14 protein-coding genes are annotated in these 13,600 nt (G+C 66.0%); 9 read left to right on the top strand and 5 right to left on the bottom strand.

Annotation, left to right across the window (positions count from 1 at the left end; translation table 11 throughout):
- Positions 1 to 332, bottom strand: a 332-nt coding sequence (locus V5A53_RS07935; RefSeq protein WP_332313057.1) for a TIM barrel protein, incomplete at its 3' end; no start/stop codon positions are given.
- A 165-nt stretch (positions 333 to 497) separates the two neighbouring features.
- Between V5A53_RS07935 and V5A53_RS07930 the strand changes: the two genes are divergently transcribed.
- Positions 498 to 1,505 carry a DUF4382 domain-containing protein gene (locus V5A53_RS07930; protein ID WP_332313056.1) on the top strand — a complete coding sequence of 336 codons (1,008 nt, stop codon included), beginning with the start codon at positions 498 to 500 and terminating at the stop codon, positions 1,503 to 1,505.
- Between the two features lie 36 nt (positions 1,506 to 1,541).
- Here V5A53_RS07930 and V5A53_RS07925 read toward each other — a convergent pair whose 3' ends face one another.
- The gene (locus V5A53_RS07925; RefSeq protein WP_332313055.1) at positions 1,542 to 2,543 is read right to left on the bottom strand and encodes a PLP-dependent cysteine synthase family protein; all 1,002 of its coding nucleotides are present in this window, start codon (positions 2,541 to 2,543) and stop codon (positions 1,542 to 1,544) included.
- 112 nt (positions 2,544 to 2,655) lie between these two features.
- On the opposite strand from V5A53_RS07925, the gene V5A53_RS07920 reads away from it, so the two are divergent.
- From V5A53_RS07920 to V5A53_RS07900, 5 genes are all read left to right on the top strand, one after another.
- Complete coding sequence (locus V5A53_RS07920; RefSeq protein ID WP_332313054.1) at positions 2,656 to 4,119, top strand: HTTM domain-containing protein; 1,464 nt, start codon at positions 2,656 to 2,658, stop codon at positions 4,117 to 4,119.
- A gap of 51 nt (positions 4,120 to 4,170) precedes the next feature.
- Positions 4,171 to 4,839 carry an HD domain-containing protein gene (locus V5A53_RS07915; protein ID WP_332313053.1) on the top strand — a complete coding sequence of 223 codons (669 nt, stop codon included), beginning with the start codon at positions 4,171 to 4,173 and terminating at the stop codon, positions 4,837 to 4,839.
- A 30-nt stretch (positions 4,840 to 4,869) separates the two neighbouring features.
- Positions 4,870 to 5,283 (top strand): DUF488 family protein, N3 subclade, encoded by a 414-nt coding sequence (locus V5A53_RS07910; RefSeq protein ID WP_332313052.1) that lies wholly within the window; start codon positions 4,870 to 4,872, stop codon positions 5,281 to 5,283.
- 63 nt (positions 5,284 to 5,346) lie between these two features.
- Positions 5,347 to 5,730, top strand: a complete 384-nt coding sequence (locus tag V5A53_RS07905; protein WP_332313051.1) for a thioredoxin — start codon at positions 5,347 to 5,349, stop codon at positions 5,728 to 5,730.
- 42 nt (positions 5,731 to 5,772) lie between these two features.
- Positions 5,773 to 6,573 (top strand): glycerophosphodiester phosphodiesterase, encoded by an 801-nt coding sequence (locus V5A53_RS07900; protein WP_332313050.1) that lies wholly within the window; start codon positions 5,773 to 5,775, stop codon positions 6,571 to 6,573.
- Between the two features lie 12 nt (positions 6,574 to 6,585).
- Here the strand turns inward: V5A53_RS07900 and V5A53_RS07895 are convergent, their stop codons facing one another.
- Positions 6,586 to 8,694, bottom strand: a complete 2,109-nt coding sequence (locus V5A53_RS07895) for a thioredoxin domain-containing protein (protein ID WP_332313049.1) — start codon at positions 8,692 to 8,694, stop codon at positions 6,586 to 6,588.
- 94 nt (positions 8,695 to 8,788) lie between these two features.
- Between V5A53_RS07895 and V5A53_RS07890 the strand changes: the two genes are divergently transcribed.
- A complete protein-coding gene (locus V5A53_RS07890; RefSeq protein ID WP_332313048.1) occupies positions 8,789 to 9,049 on the top strand; it encodes a ubiquitin-like small modifier protein 1 in 261 nt (86 codons plus the stop codon).
- 16 nt (positions 9,050 to 9,065) lie between these two features.
- On the opposite strand, the gene V5A53_RS07885 is transcribed toward V5A53_RS07890, so the two are convergent.
- Positions 9,066 to 10,085, bottom strand: a complete 1,020-nt coding sequence (locus V5A53_RS07885; RefSeq protein ID WP_332313047.1) for an AI-2E family transporter — start codon at positions 10,083 to 10,085, stop codon at positions 9,066 to 9,068.
- 116 nt (positions 10,086 to 10,201) lie between these two features.
- A complete protein-coding gene (locus tag V5A53_RS07880) occupies positions 10,202 to 11,506 on the bottom strand; it encodes an acetamidase/formamidase family protein (protein WP_332313046.1) in 1,305 nt (434 codons plus the stop codon).
- A 150-nt stretch (positions 11,507 to 11,656) separates the two neighbouring features.
- On the opposite strand from V5A53_RS07880, the gene V5A53_RS07875 reads away from it, so the two are divergent.
- Together V5A53_RS07875 and purD are read left to right on the top strand one after the other, a co-directional pair.
- Positions 11,657 to 12,439 (top strand): hypothetical protein, encoded by a 783-nt coding sequence (locus tag V5A53_RS07875; RefSeq protein ID WP_332313045.1) that lies wholly within the window; start codon positions 11,657 to 11,659, stop codon positions 12,437 to 12,439.
- A gap of 89 nt (positions 12,440 to 12,528) precedes the next feature.
- Positions 12,529 to 13,600, top strand: a 1,072-nt coding sequence (gene purD / locus V5A53_RS07870; protein WP_332313044.1) for a phosphoribosylamine--glycine ligase, incomplete at its 3' end; no start/stop codon positions are given.

Here is a 13,600-nt window from a genome sequence, read left to right as displayed (position 1 = left end):
ACCTTCTCGGCGGCGAGGTCGGCGGCGAAATCCATCCCGGCGGTGAGTTCCTCGATAGCGCCGTTCCGGACCGGCGTGAACGGCGATCCGGGATCGACGGCGAAGGGAAGATGGACGACGATATCCAGACCGGCCTCAGCGAGCGTCTCGCGCATTGCCTCCTGATCGTGGGCGATGCGCTCGCGGGCGTACGGGCCATCGAGCAGTAGTTCGACGAAATCGAAGTCCTCGGCGGCAGCCCATTCGACGGCGTCGTCGAACGGCATCTCGAGGCCAACGGTGAAACCGAGTCCGAGGTCGATATCGTTCGCGTTCGGGGAACTGGAGGACATGGAACCAGAACCACCGACTCCGAGTCAATAGCAGTTCCGCTATCCTCCGTCGACCGTTCGGCGCGCAACGCCCGGACCGATTCGAACGGGTGGAGCCGACTGAATCCCGGCAGGGTTGCCACATCGGCCATCGGGCTTTTCCCTGCCGATCGGAAAATGATAGTAATGAAAGACGAAGACACCAGGCCGAGCCAACGACGCATCATCAACCGCCTACCGGAGGATTATCGGCGGCGAGAGGTCCTCACCGTCGGCAGCGGTCTCGGTGCAGCGCTGCTGGCCGGCTGTGTTGGTGGGTCACCATCGAGCGACGAACCGGATACGGATTCCGATGGGTCGGACGACGACACGGAGAGCGGCAGCGCCTTCAGACTCTTGATTAGCGACGCCCCGGCGGATATCGGGGATTTCGACCGACTGGACGTCACGTTCGACAGCGCCCGCATCTTCGATGGCGGTGAGGGAGGCGAAGAGGACGACGAGAACGAAACGGAGGAGACAGCGGAAACCGCGACGGAGACACCTGACGGAACGGCGGAGCCGACCGAAACCGAGGGGATGGCCGACGGAGGAACGACTGAGACGGAGACCGAGGAGAACGACGAGAGCGAGGAAGACGACCAAAGTGACGAAGAGGACGCCGAGTCCGACGAGGAGGACGAACCGGATCGCGGATTCTACACCCTCGACCTCGACGACGCCACGGTCGACCTCACGCAGGTAGTCGGCGACCGAGCGATGCCGGTCTTCGACGGCGAACTCGAACCCGGGACCTACCAGAAGGTGGAACTCAACGTGGCGGGGACCGAGGGTATCGTCGACGGCGAACCGGCCGAGGTGAAGGTTCCCAGCGAGAAACTCCAGATAACCAAACCGTTCGAAGTCCGCGAGGGCGAATCGGTCGATTTCGTCTTCGACATCAACGTCGTCAAGCGCGGACAGGAGAACAGCTACAATCTGACGCCCGTGATCTCACAGAGCGGCGTCGCCGACGAGGACGTCGAAGTCGAGGAAGTCGACGAAGGCGAAAGCGACGAGCCGGAAGGAACCGAGACTACGGAGGAGACGGAAACGCAGGAAGAGACCGAGACCGCTGAGGAAACCGACACTGCCGAAGAGACGGGGACACCCACCGCGACTCCGCAGAAAACGGACGAGAGCGGCGGACAGTAGACCGACGGCGAAGACGCCAGTGGACTTCGGACGGTTCTATGCTTCCGGTTCGTCGAACATCCCGGTCGACATGTATCGCTCCCCGGAGTCCCAGAAGACGGTGACGACGAGGGGGCATTCATCGGGGATCGGCTCGTGGTCGGGGGCCGCCTCGTCGAGGACGTTCACGTCGTTGCTCGGCCCGGGGCAGGTCTCGGGGTCGATGCCGCGCTCCTCGGCGAGCCGTTCGGCGACCCGTTTCGCGGCGAGCAGGGAGCCACCGGAGGACTGGCCGACCAGAATCCCCTCCTCGCGGGCGAGGCGTCGACACTCCGCCTCGGCGGATTCGAGGTCGACGACCGCCACGTCGTCGAGCAACTCGCGGTCGAGGTTCGGCGAGACGAAGCCGGGGCCCATCCCCTGAAAGCTATCCTCACCGGTCTCTCCCCCAGTGAGGACCTCGCTGCCCTTGGGTTCGACGCCGACTACTTCCATGTCGGGAAACGCCTCCTTGAGTCGGCGGCCGGTCCCGGAGATGGTGCCGCCGGTGCCGATACCCGCGACGAGGGCATCGACGGTACGGTCGCCGACCTGTTCGATGATCTCGGCGCCTGTCGTGTGGTAGTGCGAATCCGGGTTGGCCGGGTTCTCGAACTGCCGGACCTGCACGAAGCCCTGCTCTGCTTCCAGTTCGTCGGCGCGGTCCTTCGCGGCGGAGATGTCGCCCTCGACGAGTTCGAGGTCGGCGCCGTAGGCGTTCATGATCTGGCGGCGTTCGGGCGATTTCGAGGCCGGCATCACGACCGTGATGTCGTAGCCCTTCGCGGCGGCGACCATCGACAGGCCGATACCGGTGTTACCGGAGGTCGGTTCGACGATGGTGTCGCCGGGTTCGAGGTCGCCTGCCTCCTCGGCGGCTTCGATCATGGCGAGTGCCGGCCGGTCCTTGGCGGACCCACCGGGGTTCTTCGATTCGATCTTGGCGGCGATCGTCGACCCCGGTGGGGATTGCACCTGCACCAGCGGCGAGCCGACGGTTTCGAGAATACCCCGTTTCATTGACCGGACGTTGGCAACCCCAATATAAGACCCCCGTGAAGGAGGGAACTCCTGCCGCCGTCGACAGCCGCCCCACAAGAGATATTCGTTGCGGCCCGAAACCCCGGCAGACATGGGCGACGGCTCCCGAGTCCGTGCGGCGCTCGCCGAACGCGTCGGCATCGATGCCCGCGCGCTGGCGGCGTTTCGCATCTACGTCGGCCTGCTGTTGTGTGCTGACCTCCTCCTGCGAGCGCGCGACCTCTCTGCCTTTTATACCGACGCGGGTGTCCTTCCGAGAGACGTTCACGCCGAACTCTACCCGACGCTCTCCCGTATCTCGCTCCACACGCTCTCGGGCGCGCTATGGTGGCAGGCGCTGCTTTTCACCGTCGCCTTCGGCTTCGCGCTCCTGTTGACCGTCGGCTACCGGACGCGACTGTCGGCAGTCGCCTCGTGGCTCCTGTTGGCCTCGTTGCAGGCGCGGAACTATTACATCCTCAACGGCGGCGATACGGTGCTTCTGGTCGTCCTCTTCGTCGCCCTGTTCCTCCCGCTCGGTCGACGCTGGTCGCTGGACGCGCGGGCGAGCGATGGAACCGACACCACAGCCAACACCCCAATCGTCGGCTTCGGCACGGCGGCGCTTCTGACGCAGGTCGTCCTCATCTACGCGACCAACGCCGTCTTCAAGTTCCGGAGCGACGCGTGGATGGCTGGCCGGGCGGTCCCACAGATCTTCCAGGTCGAGCGGTTCGTGGTCCTCCTCGGCCCGTATATAAGCGAGTTCACGACGCTTCTGGTCGCTATCAACTGGCTGTGGGTCGCGATGCTCGTCGCCTCTCCGCTGTTGATTCTGACCCGGCGCTGGCTTCGAGCGACGCTCGTCGCATCTTATATGGGCGCGCATCTGGCGATGCGACTCACGATGGACCTCGGCCTCTTCACCGAGGCAATGCTCACCGGCCTGCTGGTCTTTTTACCACCTGTCGTCTGGGACCACGTGGAGGGGACTGTCGGACCATTTATAAACGGAATCGGCGGTTGGCTCGATTCCCGGCCACGAATCGACGCCGCTGTCCAGCCATCCATCGCCGTGCTCCCGGCCGGCCTCCGGCGGAGCGCCGCACGGGCGTTGCCGGTCGCTACGGCGCTCGTTCTGGTCGTCGGCTTGCTGTGGCAGGTCGCGGCCGTCGGCGCCGTGGCGACCCCGGAAAAGTCGCCCGTCGAACCGGAGGAACACAGTTGGAAACTCTTCGCGCCGAACCCGCCCGCCAACGACGGCTGGTACGTCACTACCGGCGAAACGGCGGCAGGCGAGACGGTCGACGTCTACCCCCACGCCGATACGAGTTTCGGACGGCCCGACCACATCGCCGACACCTATCCGAACGCGCGGTGGCGCAAGTACCTGATCGGCCTCCAGCATGGTAGCGACCGTCGCATCGCCGCGTTCGCCCACTACCTCTGTCGAACCGGCGCGGAGACCCACGGCGAACGCCTCACCGAAGTCGAGATCACCTTCGTCCACGAGAGCGTCCACACTGGCGAGCGAACCCGAACCGACTTCGGGACCTACCGCTGTCCATCGTCCTGAACGCCGTTCCGCTGACGAGGGATTGAAGACGGCCGCGGCGAACCACCGAATATGGATCCTGCCGACGCTCGGGCCCCCGAGGCCCCTCACGGTGTCGACCCCCTTTTCGAGGCCATCGCCGAGGAGATGGCGATGTGGGTCGGCGACGACTCGACGGGACACAACGTCGCCCACGGCTGGCGCGTCTTCCATACCGCGATGGAGTTGGCCGACGACTACCCCCACGCCGACCGCGAAGTGCTGGGCGCCGCCGCCCTGACCCACGACATCCACCGCGCGATGGGCGCCGAAGCCGGCGAGTTCGTCCACCCCGAGGAGTCGCTGGAGGAGGTCGAGGCCGTCCTCGCGGCCGCCGATTTCCCACCGGAAAAGCGCGATGCGGTCCTCCATTGTGTCTCGCTCCACGAGGAATATGAATTTCGAGACGACAAGCGAGATGGCGACCGCATCGAGGTCGACCTCCTCCGGGACGCCGACAACCTCGATGCGATGGGCGCCGTCGGCGTCGCACGCTGTTTCGCCTACACCGGCGCCCACGACCGGCCGATGTGGACGCCCGACTCCGAGGAACCCTCCGCCATCGACCACTTCCACGAGAAACTGCTGAACCTCCGCGAGGAGATGCACACCGACGCCGCCCGCGAGGTAGCCGAATCCCGCCACGAGTTCCTCGAATCCTTCCTCGAACGGTTCGAAGACGAGTGGTACGGCCGCGCATAGTTTTTGCCGCCTCGGCCGCCAGTATCACTCATGGCCGGTACCGTCTCCGAAACCTACGTCGCCGCCATCCAACACGACCTCGTGGACCTCGGCGGGGCGACGGCGGTCGGCGTCGTTCGGCGACCGTCCGGGTGGTTTCACGGGTCGGTCGACGAGAACCATCCCGAACTGGGACCGCCCGAGGACCTGCTCGACGAGACAAAACGGCGACAGGAGGACCTCGCGATGGCCGGCATGTGCGAAACCGGCGCCCACAACGCCGCGTGGGAGGAGACGAACTTCGCGGAGCGCTATCGAGAGTATATAAATACCGACGCGAATGCAGCGGCGGCGCTGGACGCCCTGCGGGAGCGCCTCCGAGACGGCGAGGACCTCGTCTTGGTCTGCTTCGAGGCCGACGACAAGCGGTGTCATCGGGACGTCCTCGTCGACCTGCTGGAGTGACCGCTCGTGAGCGAGTTCCGCCCGTAGCGCGGCCCTTAAGAAGCGTGCGACGAATCGGTAGATATGGAACTGGAAACGATGCGTCCGAATCCCGTCTGGGATGCGGACTCGTACGAGGACGCCGTCGACGTCTTCGAGGCGCTTGCCGACGACATCGTCGTGAAGGTCTGGGGCGGCGACTGGTGTAAGGACTGCCGCTCGCAGTTGCCCGACTTCGGCGCCGCACTCGATGCCGCCGGCGTCGAGAACGTCGAACACTACCCCGTCGAGAAGGCCGAGGACGGCTCGAAGACCGGCCCGAAAGTTGATACCTACGGCATCGAGTTGATTCCGACTGTGGTGGTCGAAGATGTCGACAGTGGCGACGAACTCGCACGATTCGTCGAAGACGGGGACGTACCGATCGCGGTGTATCTCGCCGAGCGACTCGAATCCCGTATCGCTTAAAACGCCTCCAACGATTATTCCCCGATATACCGGAGAGAAACTATGACGGAAAGCGACGGCACCACGAAGACTGTCTCGCGTCGCCGACTGCTCACGACGGCCGGCGCGAGCGTGGCGGCGTTGGGAGCGTTCCCGGTCGTCCATCAGGGGGCCGACCTCGCGAACCCGGCTATCGTCGGCCACCGTGGCGTCGCGGGGCTGGAGGCGCCGAACACGATAGCCGGCGTTCGGTTGGCCGACGAACTCGGCGCCGACGGCGTCGCCCTCGACGTGCGGCGGACCGTCGACGGCGAACTCGTCCTGTTCCACGACCCCGTGTTGGATATCTCGACGAACGCCAGCGGCCGCGTCGAGACCACGACGGCCGAGGAGTTGGCCGACGTGCGCGTCGACGGCGAACCCATCCCGACGCTCCGGGAAGCACTCGGGGTCGTTTCGGGGACGGAGCTGTCGCTGTTCCTCGAACTCAAGAAGACGGGCTACACCGAGGAGACCCTCGCGCTGGTCGAGGAGTTCGGCCTCGTGGACCGAACCACGCTGACGTCGTTCCGCATTCCGGCACTGAATACCCTCGACGACCCGCCGGTCGACCGGGGCTTCCTCGCTGGGGCCCCGCATCCCGACCTCTTTTCAGAGGCCCGGCAGGCCGGCAGTTCGCTCGTATTGAGCCACTACGTCCCCTACGGGCTGGACTGGTTCGTCGAGAAGGCGAACAGAAGCGAGATGGACCCTGGCATCTGGGAGTTGGCATCGACCGAACCCCACATCGAGGACGCGCTTTCCTTCGACATCGACCTCCTGATAACGAACCGGCCGGATATCGCGTTGGAGAAACGCGGGTAGTTCCGAGGCTGGCTACAGGCCCGACGCCGCCCACGCCAGCGCCTCGGCGAGGTCGTGTTTCGGCGGCGAACAGGTGAAGTTCCGACAGGCGTAGACCGTCGGCCGGTCGTCGCGGGCCTCGCGGTTCGCCCAGATGGGCGGCACCGAATCGAAGCCGAGTTCGTCGGCCCATGCTTCGACACCGTCCGCCGTCGGCGGGCGGACACTGATGAAGCGAGTCGGCAGATACGTCGATGCGAGTTCGTCACGCCAGTCGTTCGGCAGGCCGTCGGCGGCGATGGTCAACTCCAGGGCGCCGACCGCGCTGTCGTCGGCCGCAAGCACCAGCGCCGCGTGCGCTAACGGGCTGGACTCGATCTTCGAGGCGTGGGTTTGGATGACCGATTCGGCCACCGCCGCGAAACTCTCGTCGGGGGCGACGTGGTCGAGCGCCACGAGTAGTTGGGCGGCCACGCCTGCACTGGAGGGCGTCGACGTGTCGGTCAACTCCTGTGGCCGCGCGACGAGCGATTCGCCGCCCGTCGGCGTGAAGTAGAGCGTCGCTTCGTCCTCGTCGTAGAACGAATCGCGGATGACTCGGCCGAGTTCGAGCGCGAAGGCGAGGTACTCGCGCTCGCCTGTTGCTTGATACGTGTCGAGCGCGCCACGGCCGAGGAAGGCGTAGTCTTCGAGATACCCCTCGATGCCGACGTCGCCCGACTTGAAGCGCCGATTCAGTCGGCGCTCGTCGGCATCCCACAACTGCTCCCGACAGAAGTCGACGGCCTCCTCGGCCGCCGCGGCGTACTCGGGGTCCAGCGTGACGGCGCCCTCCGCGAACGCCGAGATCATGAGGCCGTTCCAACCGGCGAGGATCTTCTCGTCGCGCGGCGGGCGAGACCGCTCCTCGCGAGCCTCGAAGACCTGCCGTTTCGCGCGTTCGATGCGGTCCTCGACGTCGTCGACGGCCATATCGTACTTGGCGGCGAGTTCGTGGGGCGTCGCCGACTCGTTGAGGACGGTCTGGCCCTCCTCGAAGTTACCGCCCTCGTGGACGCCGTAGCGGCCACAGAACAGTTCGGCGTCGCGCTCGTCGTCGACGGCCTCTTGGGCCGCTTCGGGCGTCCAGACGTAGAAGGCGCCTTCCTCACGGTCGCCGGATTCGTCCTCGCTTTCGGCATCGAGCGTCGAATAGAAGCCGCCCTCGGGGTGGGTGAGTTCCCGTTCGACGAACGCGAAGGTCTCGCGGGTCACCTCGGCGTAGCGTTCGTCGCCGGTCAACTGGTAGCCCGCGAGGAAGGCCCGGGGGAGTTCCGCATTGTCGTAGAGCATCTTCTCGAAGTGCGGAACCGTCCACTTGCGGTCGACGCAGTAGCGGTGGAAGCCGCCGCCGACGTGGTCGTAGAGGCCGCCCGAGGCCATCTCGTCCAGCGTCTCGACGGCGACGTCGCGGTACTCCTCGTTGCCGGTCCGGTCGTACGCTCGCAGGAGGATGTGAACCCGACCGGGCTGTGGGAACTTCTGGCCGCGGCCCCAGCCGCCGTGGACGCGGTCGGCGTTCTGGGCGGCGGTGCTGGCGGCGGCGTCGATGAACTCGGAATCCGGTGGGTCGCCGGGTTGGTCGGGCGTCTCTTCGAGGCGGCCCTCGACGGCGTCCGTCCACTGTTCGGCCCGGTCTTCGAGGCTCTGTCGTCCCTCCGGGTCCTTCCACGAGGTCGCGATGTCGTCGAGGACCTGCCCGAAGCCGGGCATGCCCTGCTTCGGTTCCGGCGGGTAGTAGGTGCCGACCTGGAAGGGCTTGCCCTCGGGCGTCAGCCACACCGAGAGGGGCCACCCGCCGCTGCCGGTGACGAGCTGGCAGACGGTCATGTAGACGCTGTCGACGTCCGGGCGCTCCTCGCGGTCGACCTTGATGGGGACGAAGTCCTGGTTGAGTTTCTCGGCGATATCGGGGTCCGAGAAGCTCTCGTCGGCCATGACGTGACACCAGTGGCAGGCGGCGTAGCCGATAGAAAGGAAGATGGGCACGTCCCGCTTCCTGGCGAGTTCGCGGGCCTCCTCGTCCCACGGCTGCCACGCGACCGGGTTGTCGGCGTGTTGCTGGAGATACGGCGAGGCGGCCTCGTCGAGGCGATTTTCCATATCCGTAGTACACTCTCCGCGTTACTAAACGCGGTGGGTCCGGCAGGATAGTCCCGGGGGCGGTGTTCTTGAGGATTGCCGCCCAAGGGAGCGTATGGAGCTGACGGTCTACGGGGAACTGCGGGCGGCGACGGGCGCCAAAACAGTCTCTCTCGACGCCGACCCCGAAACGGTCGACGACGCGATAGCGGCCTTCGTCGAGGCGTATCCGCGCGCCCGGTCGCGGCTCCTCGACGACGAGGGCGAGGTTCGAGCGAGCGTTCGGGTCACCCTCGACGGCGAGAACGTGGACGGCGAGACGGCCTGTCCGGACGACGCCGAACTACAACTGTTCCCGGCGATGCAGGGCGGTTGACGGCGTCGATGGGGGGTCAGTTGGGCTGGCCCTCTTCCATTCCGAACTCGCGGCGGTAGACGTCGAGGACGGCCCGAAGCGAACTGATGATGACGGGGCCGAAGAAGATACCCATGAAGCCGAAGGCGTAGACGCCGCCGAGGATGCCGACGATGAGTACCGCCGGGTTGAGTCGGGTTTCGGTGTATCGGTCGACGACGATCGGTCGGAGGTAATCGTCGGTCAGACCGACGACGAGGGTGCCGTAGACGAAGAGGAAGACGCCTGCGGTGGGCTGGTTCGTCAGGAGTAGATAGACCGCCGCCGGCCCCCAGACGAGAAACGAGCCGATGATCGGCAGGACGGCCAGAATCACCATGATGACGGTCCAGAAGACGGCGTTGGGGATGCCGAGGGCCATGAACCCCAGTCCCGCGATGAGTCCCTGTACGACCGCGATGAAGACGTGACTGATCAGTACCGCCCACATGATATCCTCGAACTCCCCGTAGAGTTCCGCCTGGATGTCCTGCGGAAGGGGAATCGTCGCTCGGAGCCAGATGGACAGTTTCGGTGTATCGGTCAGCAGGTAGAACAGTATGAACATCGTCAGGGCCAGTCCGATGACGATGTGCGTGAAGGCGCCGAACACACCGAGGACCCCGTCGATGGCACCGAACTGTATCTCGCGGGCGGCGGTCTGAAGCGTGCCCGCAATGTCTACCTCGGTACCGAGGAGTTCCGCGAGTTCGGCTTCCACCTGGCGGAAGGTGATCTCGCCACTCCGGATTCGCGAGAGGATGGACCGCACGTTCCGGACTGTCGTCCGAAGGAGGAGCAACGCTGGCAGGACCACGACGATGACGGTGCCGGCGACCAGCATCGCCGACGCGATTCGAGGGGGAGCGTACTCGGTGAGGCGGTCGTACAGCGGCTGAAGGGGATAGAAGAGCAGTATCGCGAGGAAGACGTAATCCAGAAACGGCGACACGAGGAGGACCGACATCGCAAGCAGTACGGCGGCAAGCCCCAGCAGGACTGCTCGCGTCCGATCCATGCGTGTAGTTGCCGGGTGTATCCTATATAAGGGTGGGTGGTTGGGTTTATAAGAGATGGGGACGCCCCCGACGCGTCGGCGCTCGGAGACGACGGCGCGATCGCGTTCGGGGTCGCCTACAGGCCGTACTTCCCGCGGACTGTCTCGGCGAGGTCACACGCTTCCAGTACGTCCATCGGTGCCAGCATCGACAGCTGGACGACGCCCGGCAGACGAGCGATTTCGACGCCGCCGGTGAACGTACAGCGCGACCGGACCTCACCTTCGGTCATACCGAAGAGGTTGCCCGCGCGCTCGAAAGCGTTGTCGGTGGCGTCGTTGATGGTCGCCCCGCTGCCGATGAACTGGACGGGCGCGGCATCCCGCACGTCGTCGACCCCGTACTGGTCGGCGAGTTCGGCGCCCGCCTCCCGCTCTTCGTCGGTGTAGGGCCTGGCGATATCCGGCAGGTCGGATTCGTTGGGCAACAGCAGCGGGCCGTCGAGGCCGACGTCCTTGACGAGTTCGACCTCCAGTTCGGTCTTCCCGCTGACGTCGGTCGTATGCAGGGAGAGTTCGCCGTCGCCCTGGTTCGCGTGGAGGTCGCCGACGTAGAGGCCCGCACCCTCGATCTCGACCGGACAGATGAGCGTCGCGCCGGGCCGGACGTCGTTGGAGTCCATGTGGCCGTCGGTGCGGGCTTCGAGTTCGTCCTCGCTTTCGAGCCCCCAGTCGTGGTCGGCGCCGATGAGGAACTGTCCGAAGTCACCGGCGTTGTGGGAGTCGGGGAACTCCCGGGACGGCGTCGTGCCGATGTTGCCGATGAACGGCTGTAGATGACCGAGCGTCCCCGGTATCTCGTCGGGTTTGTACAACAGGATGGGGTGCTGTCGGGAGTTCTCGGGGAGGGCCATCGCCTCGTGGGCGCGGTTGGCGAGGTCGTCGGCGCCCTCGGGACCGACCGTGAGGCCGACCGAGCGGTCCTCGTCGAAGGCGACGGTGTAGCCGAACTCGAAGCCAAAGGAGGAGGCGTTGGCGCCACAGTCGGCACACCGGATCGCGTCCTCGCCGGTGCCCTCGACGACGCTGTCGGGCCACTCCGTCCCGCATTCCGGACAGACGTGGTCTACGAAGGGGTCGTCGCCGAAGGCCCCCTCGCGTTCGGCCATACTGCCCGTACTCGTAGCGACGCTCGTCACCTCGACGTCGTTGATGTGGACGACGAGCGCGTCACCGGGTTCGGCGCCGTCGACGCGGATCGGCCGCGTCACCTCGTGGCCGCCACGGAACTCCGGCGTGATCATCGGTCCCCAGCAGGCCGGCGGGGTGTGTGTCCGGACGGTGCCACCGTCGGCGACGGTGCCCGCCCACTCCTGTTCCGGGCCGACGAGGCCGAGCGTGTACTGGTCTACCTCGAGTTCTTTCTGGACTTGCTGGGACATGCCATGTAATGTTTGGTACTCTATGGCATAAAGTCGACTGAACCGGGCGTTCGGGCCGGCCAACGCGTGTGGGTCGGACGAGTCGATACCGCGGCGGCGCCCCGCCGCTCGATAGCGGGTTATTTGAGTCACCGGACAGAGTGGGCGAACATGGAGCTCTCCCGCAGAGACGCGCTGCGTGCCGGTAGCGGCTTGCTCGCCGCGGCCGGCCTCGCCGGCTGTATCGAACAACGGGTGACGCGCCGCGAGACGCGACTGGAATCCAGCACGAACTGGGCGCTGAACCCCTCCGTCGACCGCGCGCTCGACGCCGATGCCTTCTCTACCTACGTCGACGATATGGCGGACCGCTACGGCGACAACGGGGTCTGGGGGCTGGAGGCCGAACAGCCCGAGGACCTCGAGACGGCTTACACCCAGCGGCTGGTCGTCTCCCGGGAGACGCCCGGCCAGCCCGGCGGTACCGAATCCAGCCTCGACCCCGATGAGGTCGATCCCGACGCACCCCTGCTCATCGTCGACGCCAGCGTCGCGGCCTACGCGGTCGGCGAGAACCGCTATCGCTACTGGCTGTGGGCGGCCGCAGACGGCGGTGACGACCGCCTCGTCCGGGACGTCACCCTTTCGAGCCTCTCGGCGAGCGTCTCGCTTCGGGACGGCGTCCTCACCGATGCGGCCTCGACCTCCCGGTCGGACGGCGAGGTCGAGGTGAGCCTCGGGTCGCCACCATCCGGACGGTTCCCGCTCAACGGAACGACGAGCGGTATCGACACGAACAGCGAGCGACGGGAGGGGGGCTTTTACGACGTGGAGTGGGCCGGGAGCGTCGACGGCGTTCAGTCGGTGAACGGCGTCTGCGAGGAGGAACGACAGGGCGACCACGACTTCTTCTGGTCGGTCGGCGGCAGTTACTCGCTCGACGAGCGAGTGTAGCGGCCCGTCCGTCGTTATACCCACGAACTTGAATACAATCGGCCGCGAGAACAGCAACGTTTACACTTCTATGCGTGTCGCATACGCGTATGACCGAGACCGTGCTGCTCGTCGGTGGCGGCGGCCGCGAACACGCTATCGCCCGCGCAGTTGACGACTCGTCCGACGCGGAGTTGTACGCCTGTGCGTCGAACCGGAACCCCGGCATCGCCTCGCTCGCCGAAGGGTTCGAGGAACTCAGCGAGACGGACGCCGATGCCATCGTCGACTACGCGGCGGACGTCGACGCGACGCTGGCGGCTATCGGCCCCGAATCCGCGCTGAACGCGGGCGTCGCCGACGCGCTCGATGCGGCGGGCGTCTACGCCTTCGGCCCGCAGGAAGCCGAGGCCCGCATCGAGACGGACAAGGCCTTCCAGCGGGAGTTCATGGCCGAACACGACGTTCCGGGCTGTCCCGACTTCGCCACCTTCGAGGACCCCGAGGAGGCCGCCGACTACATCCGCGAGTACGACGGGGACCTCGCCATCAAGCCCCGCGGCCTCACCGGCGGCAAGGGCGTCCGCGTCATCGGCGACCAGATCACCGAAGAAGAGGGCATCGAGTACGTCCTCGACAGCGACTACGAGGAGTTCGTCCTCGAAGAGCGCCTCGTCGGCGAGGAGTTCACGATTCAGGCCTTCGTCGCCGACGGCCAGTATCGCGTCTCCCCCGCCGTACAGGACCACAAGCGCGCCTACGAGGGCGACGAGGGACCGAACACCGGCGGCATGGGTTCCTACAGCGACGCCACCTTCGAGTTGCCGTTCATGACGGAGGCCGACTACACCGAATCGGTCGAAGTCATCGACGCCGTGGTCGAGGCGATGCCCGACTACAAAGGCATCCTCTACGGCCAGTTCATGCTGACAGACGAGGGGCCGAAAGTCGTCGAGTTCAACGCCCGCTTTGGTGACCCCGAGGCGATGAACACCCTGCCCGTCCTCGAGACGGACTTCGTCTCCATCCTGCAGGCCGCCCGCGACGGTGAGGAATTGCCCGAACTGACCTTCTCGAATCAGGCGACGGTCTGCAAGTACGCCGTCCCCGCCGGCTACCCGACCGATCCCGAGGCCGGCGCGAAAGTGAAGATCGACGAGGAGAGCGTGGCGCGCGCGGCAG

This window comes from Natronomonas sp., from assembly GCF_036625485.1.
Lineage (GTDB): Archaea > Halobacteriota > Halobacteria > Halobacteriales > Haloarculaceae > Natronomonas.
This window is presented reverse-complemented; position numbering and strand designations above follow the sequence as displayed.

What these genes read in the sequence shown, in the direction of transcription:
- V5A53_RS07930 (WP_332313056.1), top strand. Translation starts at nt 498, where the DNA reads ATGAAAGACGAAGACACCAGGCCGAGCCAACGACGCATCATCAACCGC.
- V5A53_RS07925 (WP_332313055.1), bottom strand. Translation starts at nt 2,543, where the DNA reads ATGAAACGGGGTATTCTCGAAACCGTCGGCTCGCCGCTGGTGCAGGTG.
- V5A53_RS07920 (WP_332313054.1), top strand. Translation starts at nt 2,656, where the DNA reads ATGGGCGACGGCTCCCGAGTCCGTGCGGCGCTCGCCGAACGCGTCGGC.
- V5A53_RS07915 (WP_332313053.1), top strand. Translation starts at nt 4,171, where the DNA reads ATGGATCCTGCCGACGCTCGGGCCCCCGAGGCCCCTCACGGTGTCGAC.
- V5A53_RS07910 (WP_332313052.1), top strand. Translation starts at nt 4,870, where the DNA reads ATGGCCGGTACCGTCTCCGAAACCTACGTCGCCGCCATCCAACACGAC.
- V5A53_RS07905 (WP_332313051.1), top strand. Translation starts at nt 5,347, where the DNA reads ATGGAACTGGAAACGATGCGTCCGAATCCCGTCTGGGATGCGGACTCG.
- V5A53_RS07900 (WP_332313050.1), top strand. Translation starts at nt 5,773, where the DNA reads ATGACGGAAAGCGACGGCACCACGAAGACTGTCTCGCGTCGCCGACTG.
- V5A53_RS07895 (WP_332313049.1), bottom strand. Translation starts at nt 8,694, where the DNA reads ATGGAAAATCGCCTCGACGAGGCCGCCTCGCCGTATCTCCAGCAACAC.
- V5A53_RS07890 (WP_332313048.1), top strand. Translation starts at nt 8,789, where the DNA reads ATGGAGCTGACGGTCTACGGGGAACTGCGGGCGGCGACGGGCGCCAAA.
- V5A53_RS07885 (WP_332313047.1), bottom strand. Translation starts at nt 10,085, where the DNA reads ATGGATCGGACGCGAGCAGTCCTGCTGGGGCTTGCCGCCGTACTGCTT.
- V5A53_RS07880 (WP_332313046.1), bottom strand. Translation starts at nt 11,506, where the DNA reads ATGTCCCAGCAAGTCCAGAAAGAACTCGAGGTAGACCAGTACACGCTC.
- V5A53_RS07875 (WP_332313045.1), top strand. Translation starts at nt 11,657, where the DNA reads ATGGAGCTCTCCCGCAGAGACGCGCTGCGTGCCGGTAGCGGCTTGCTC.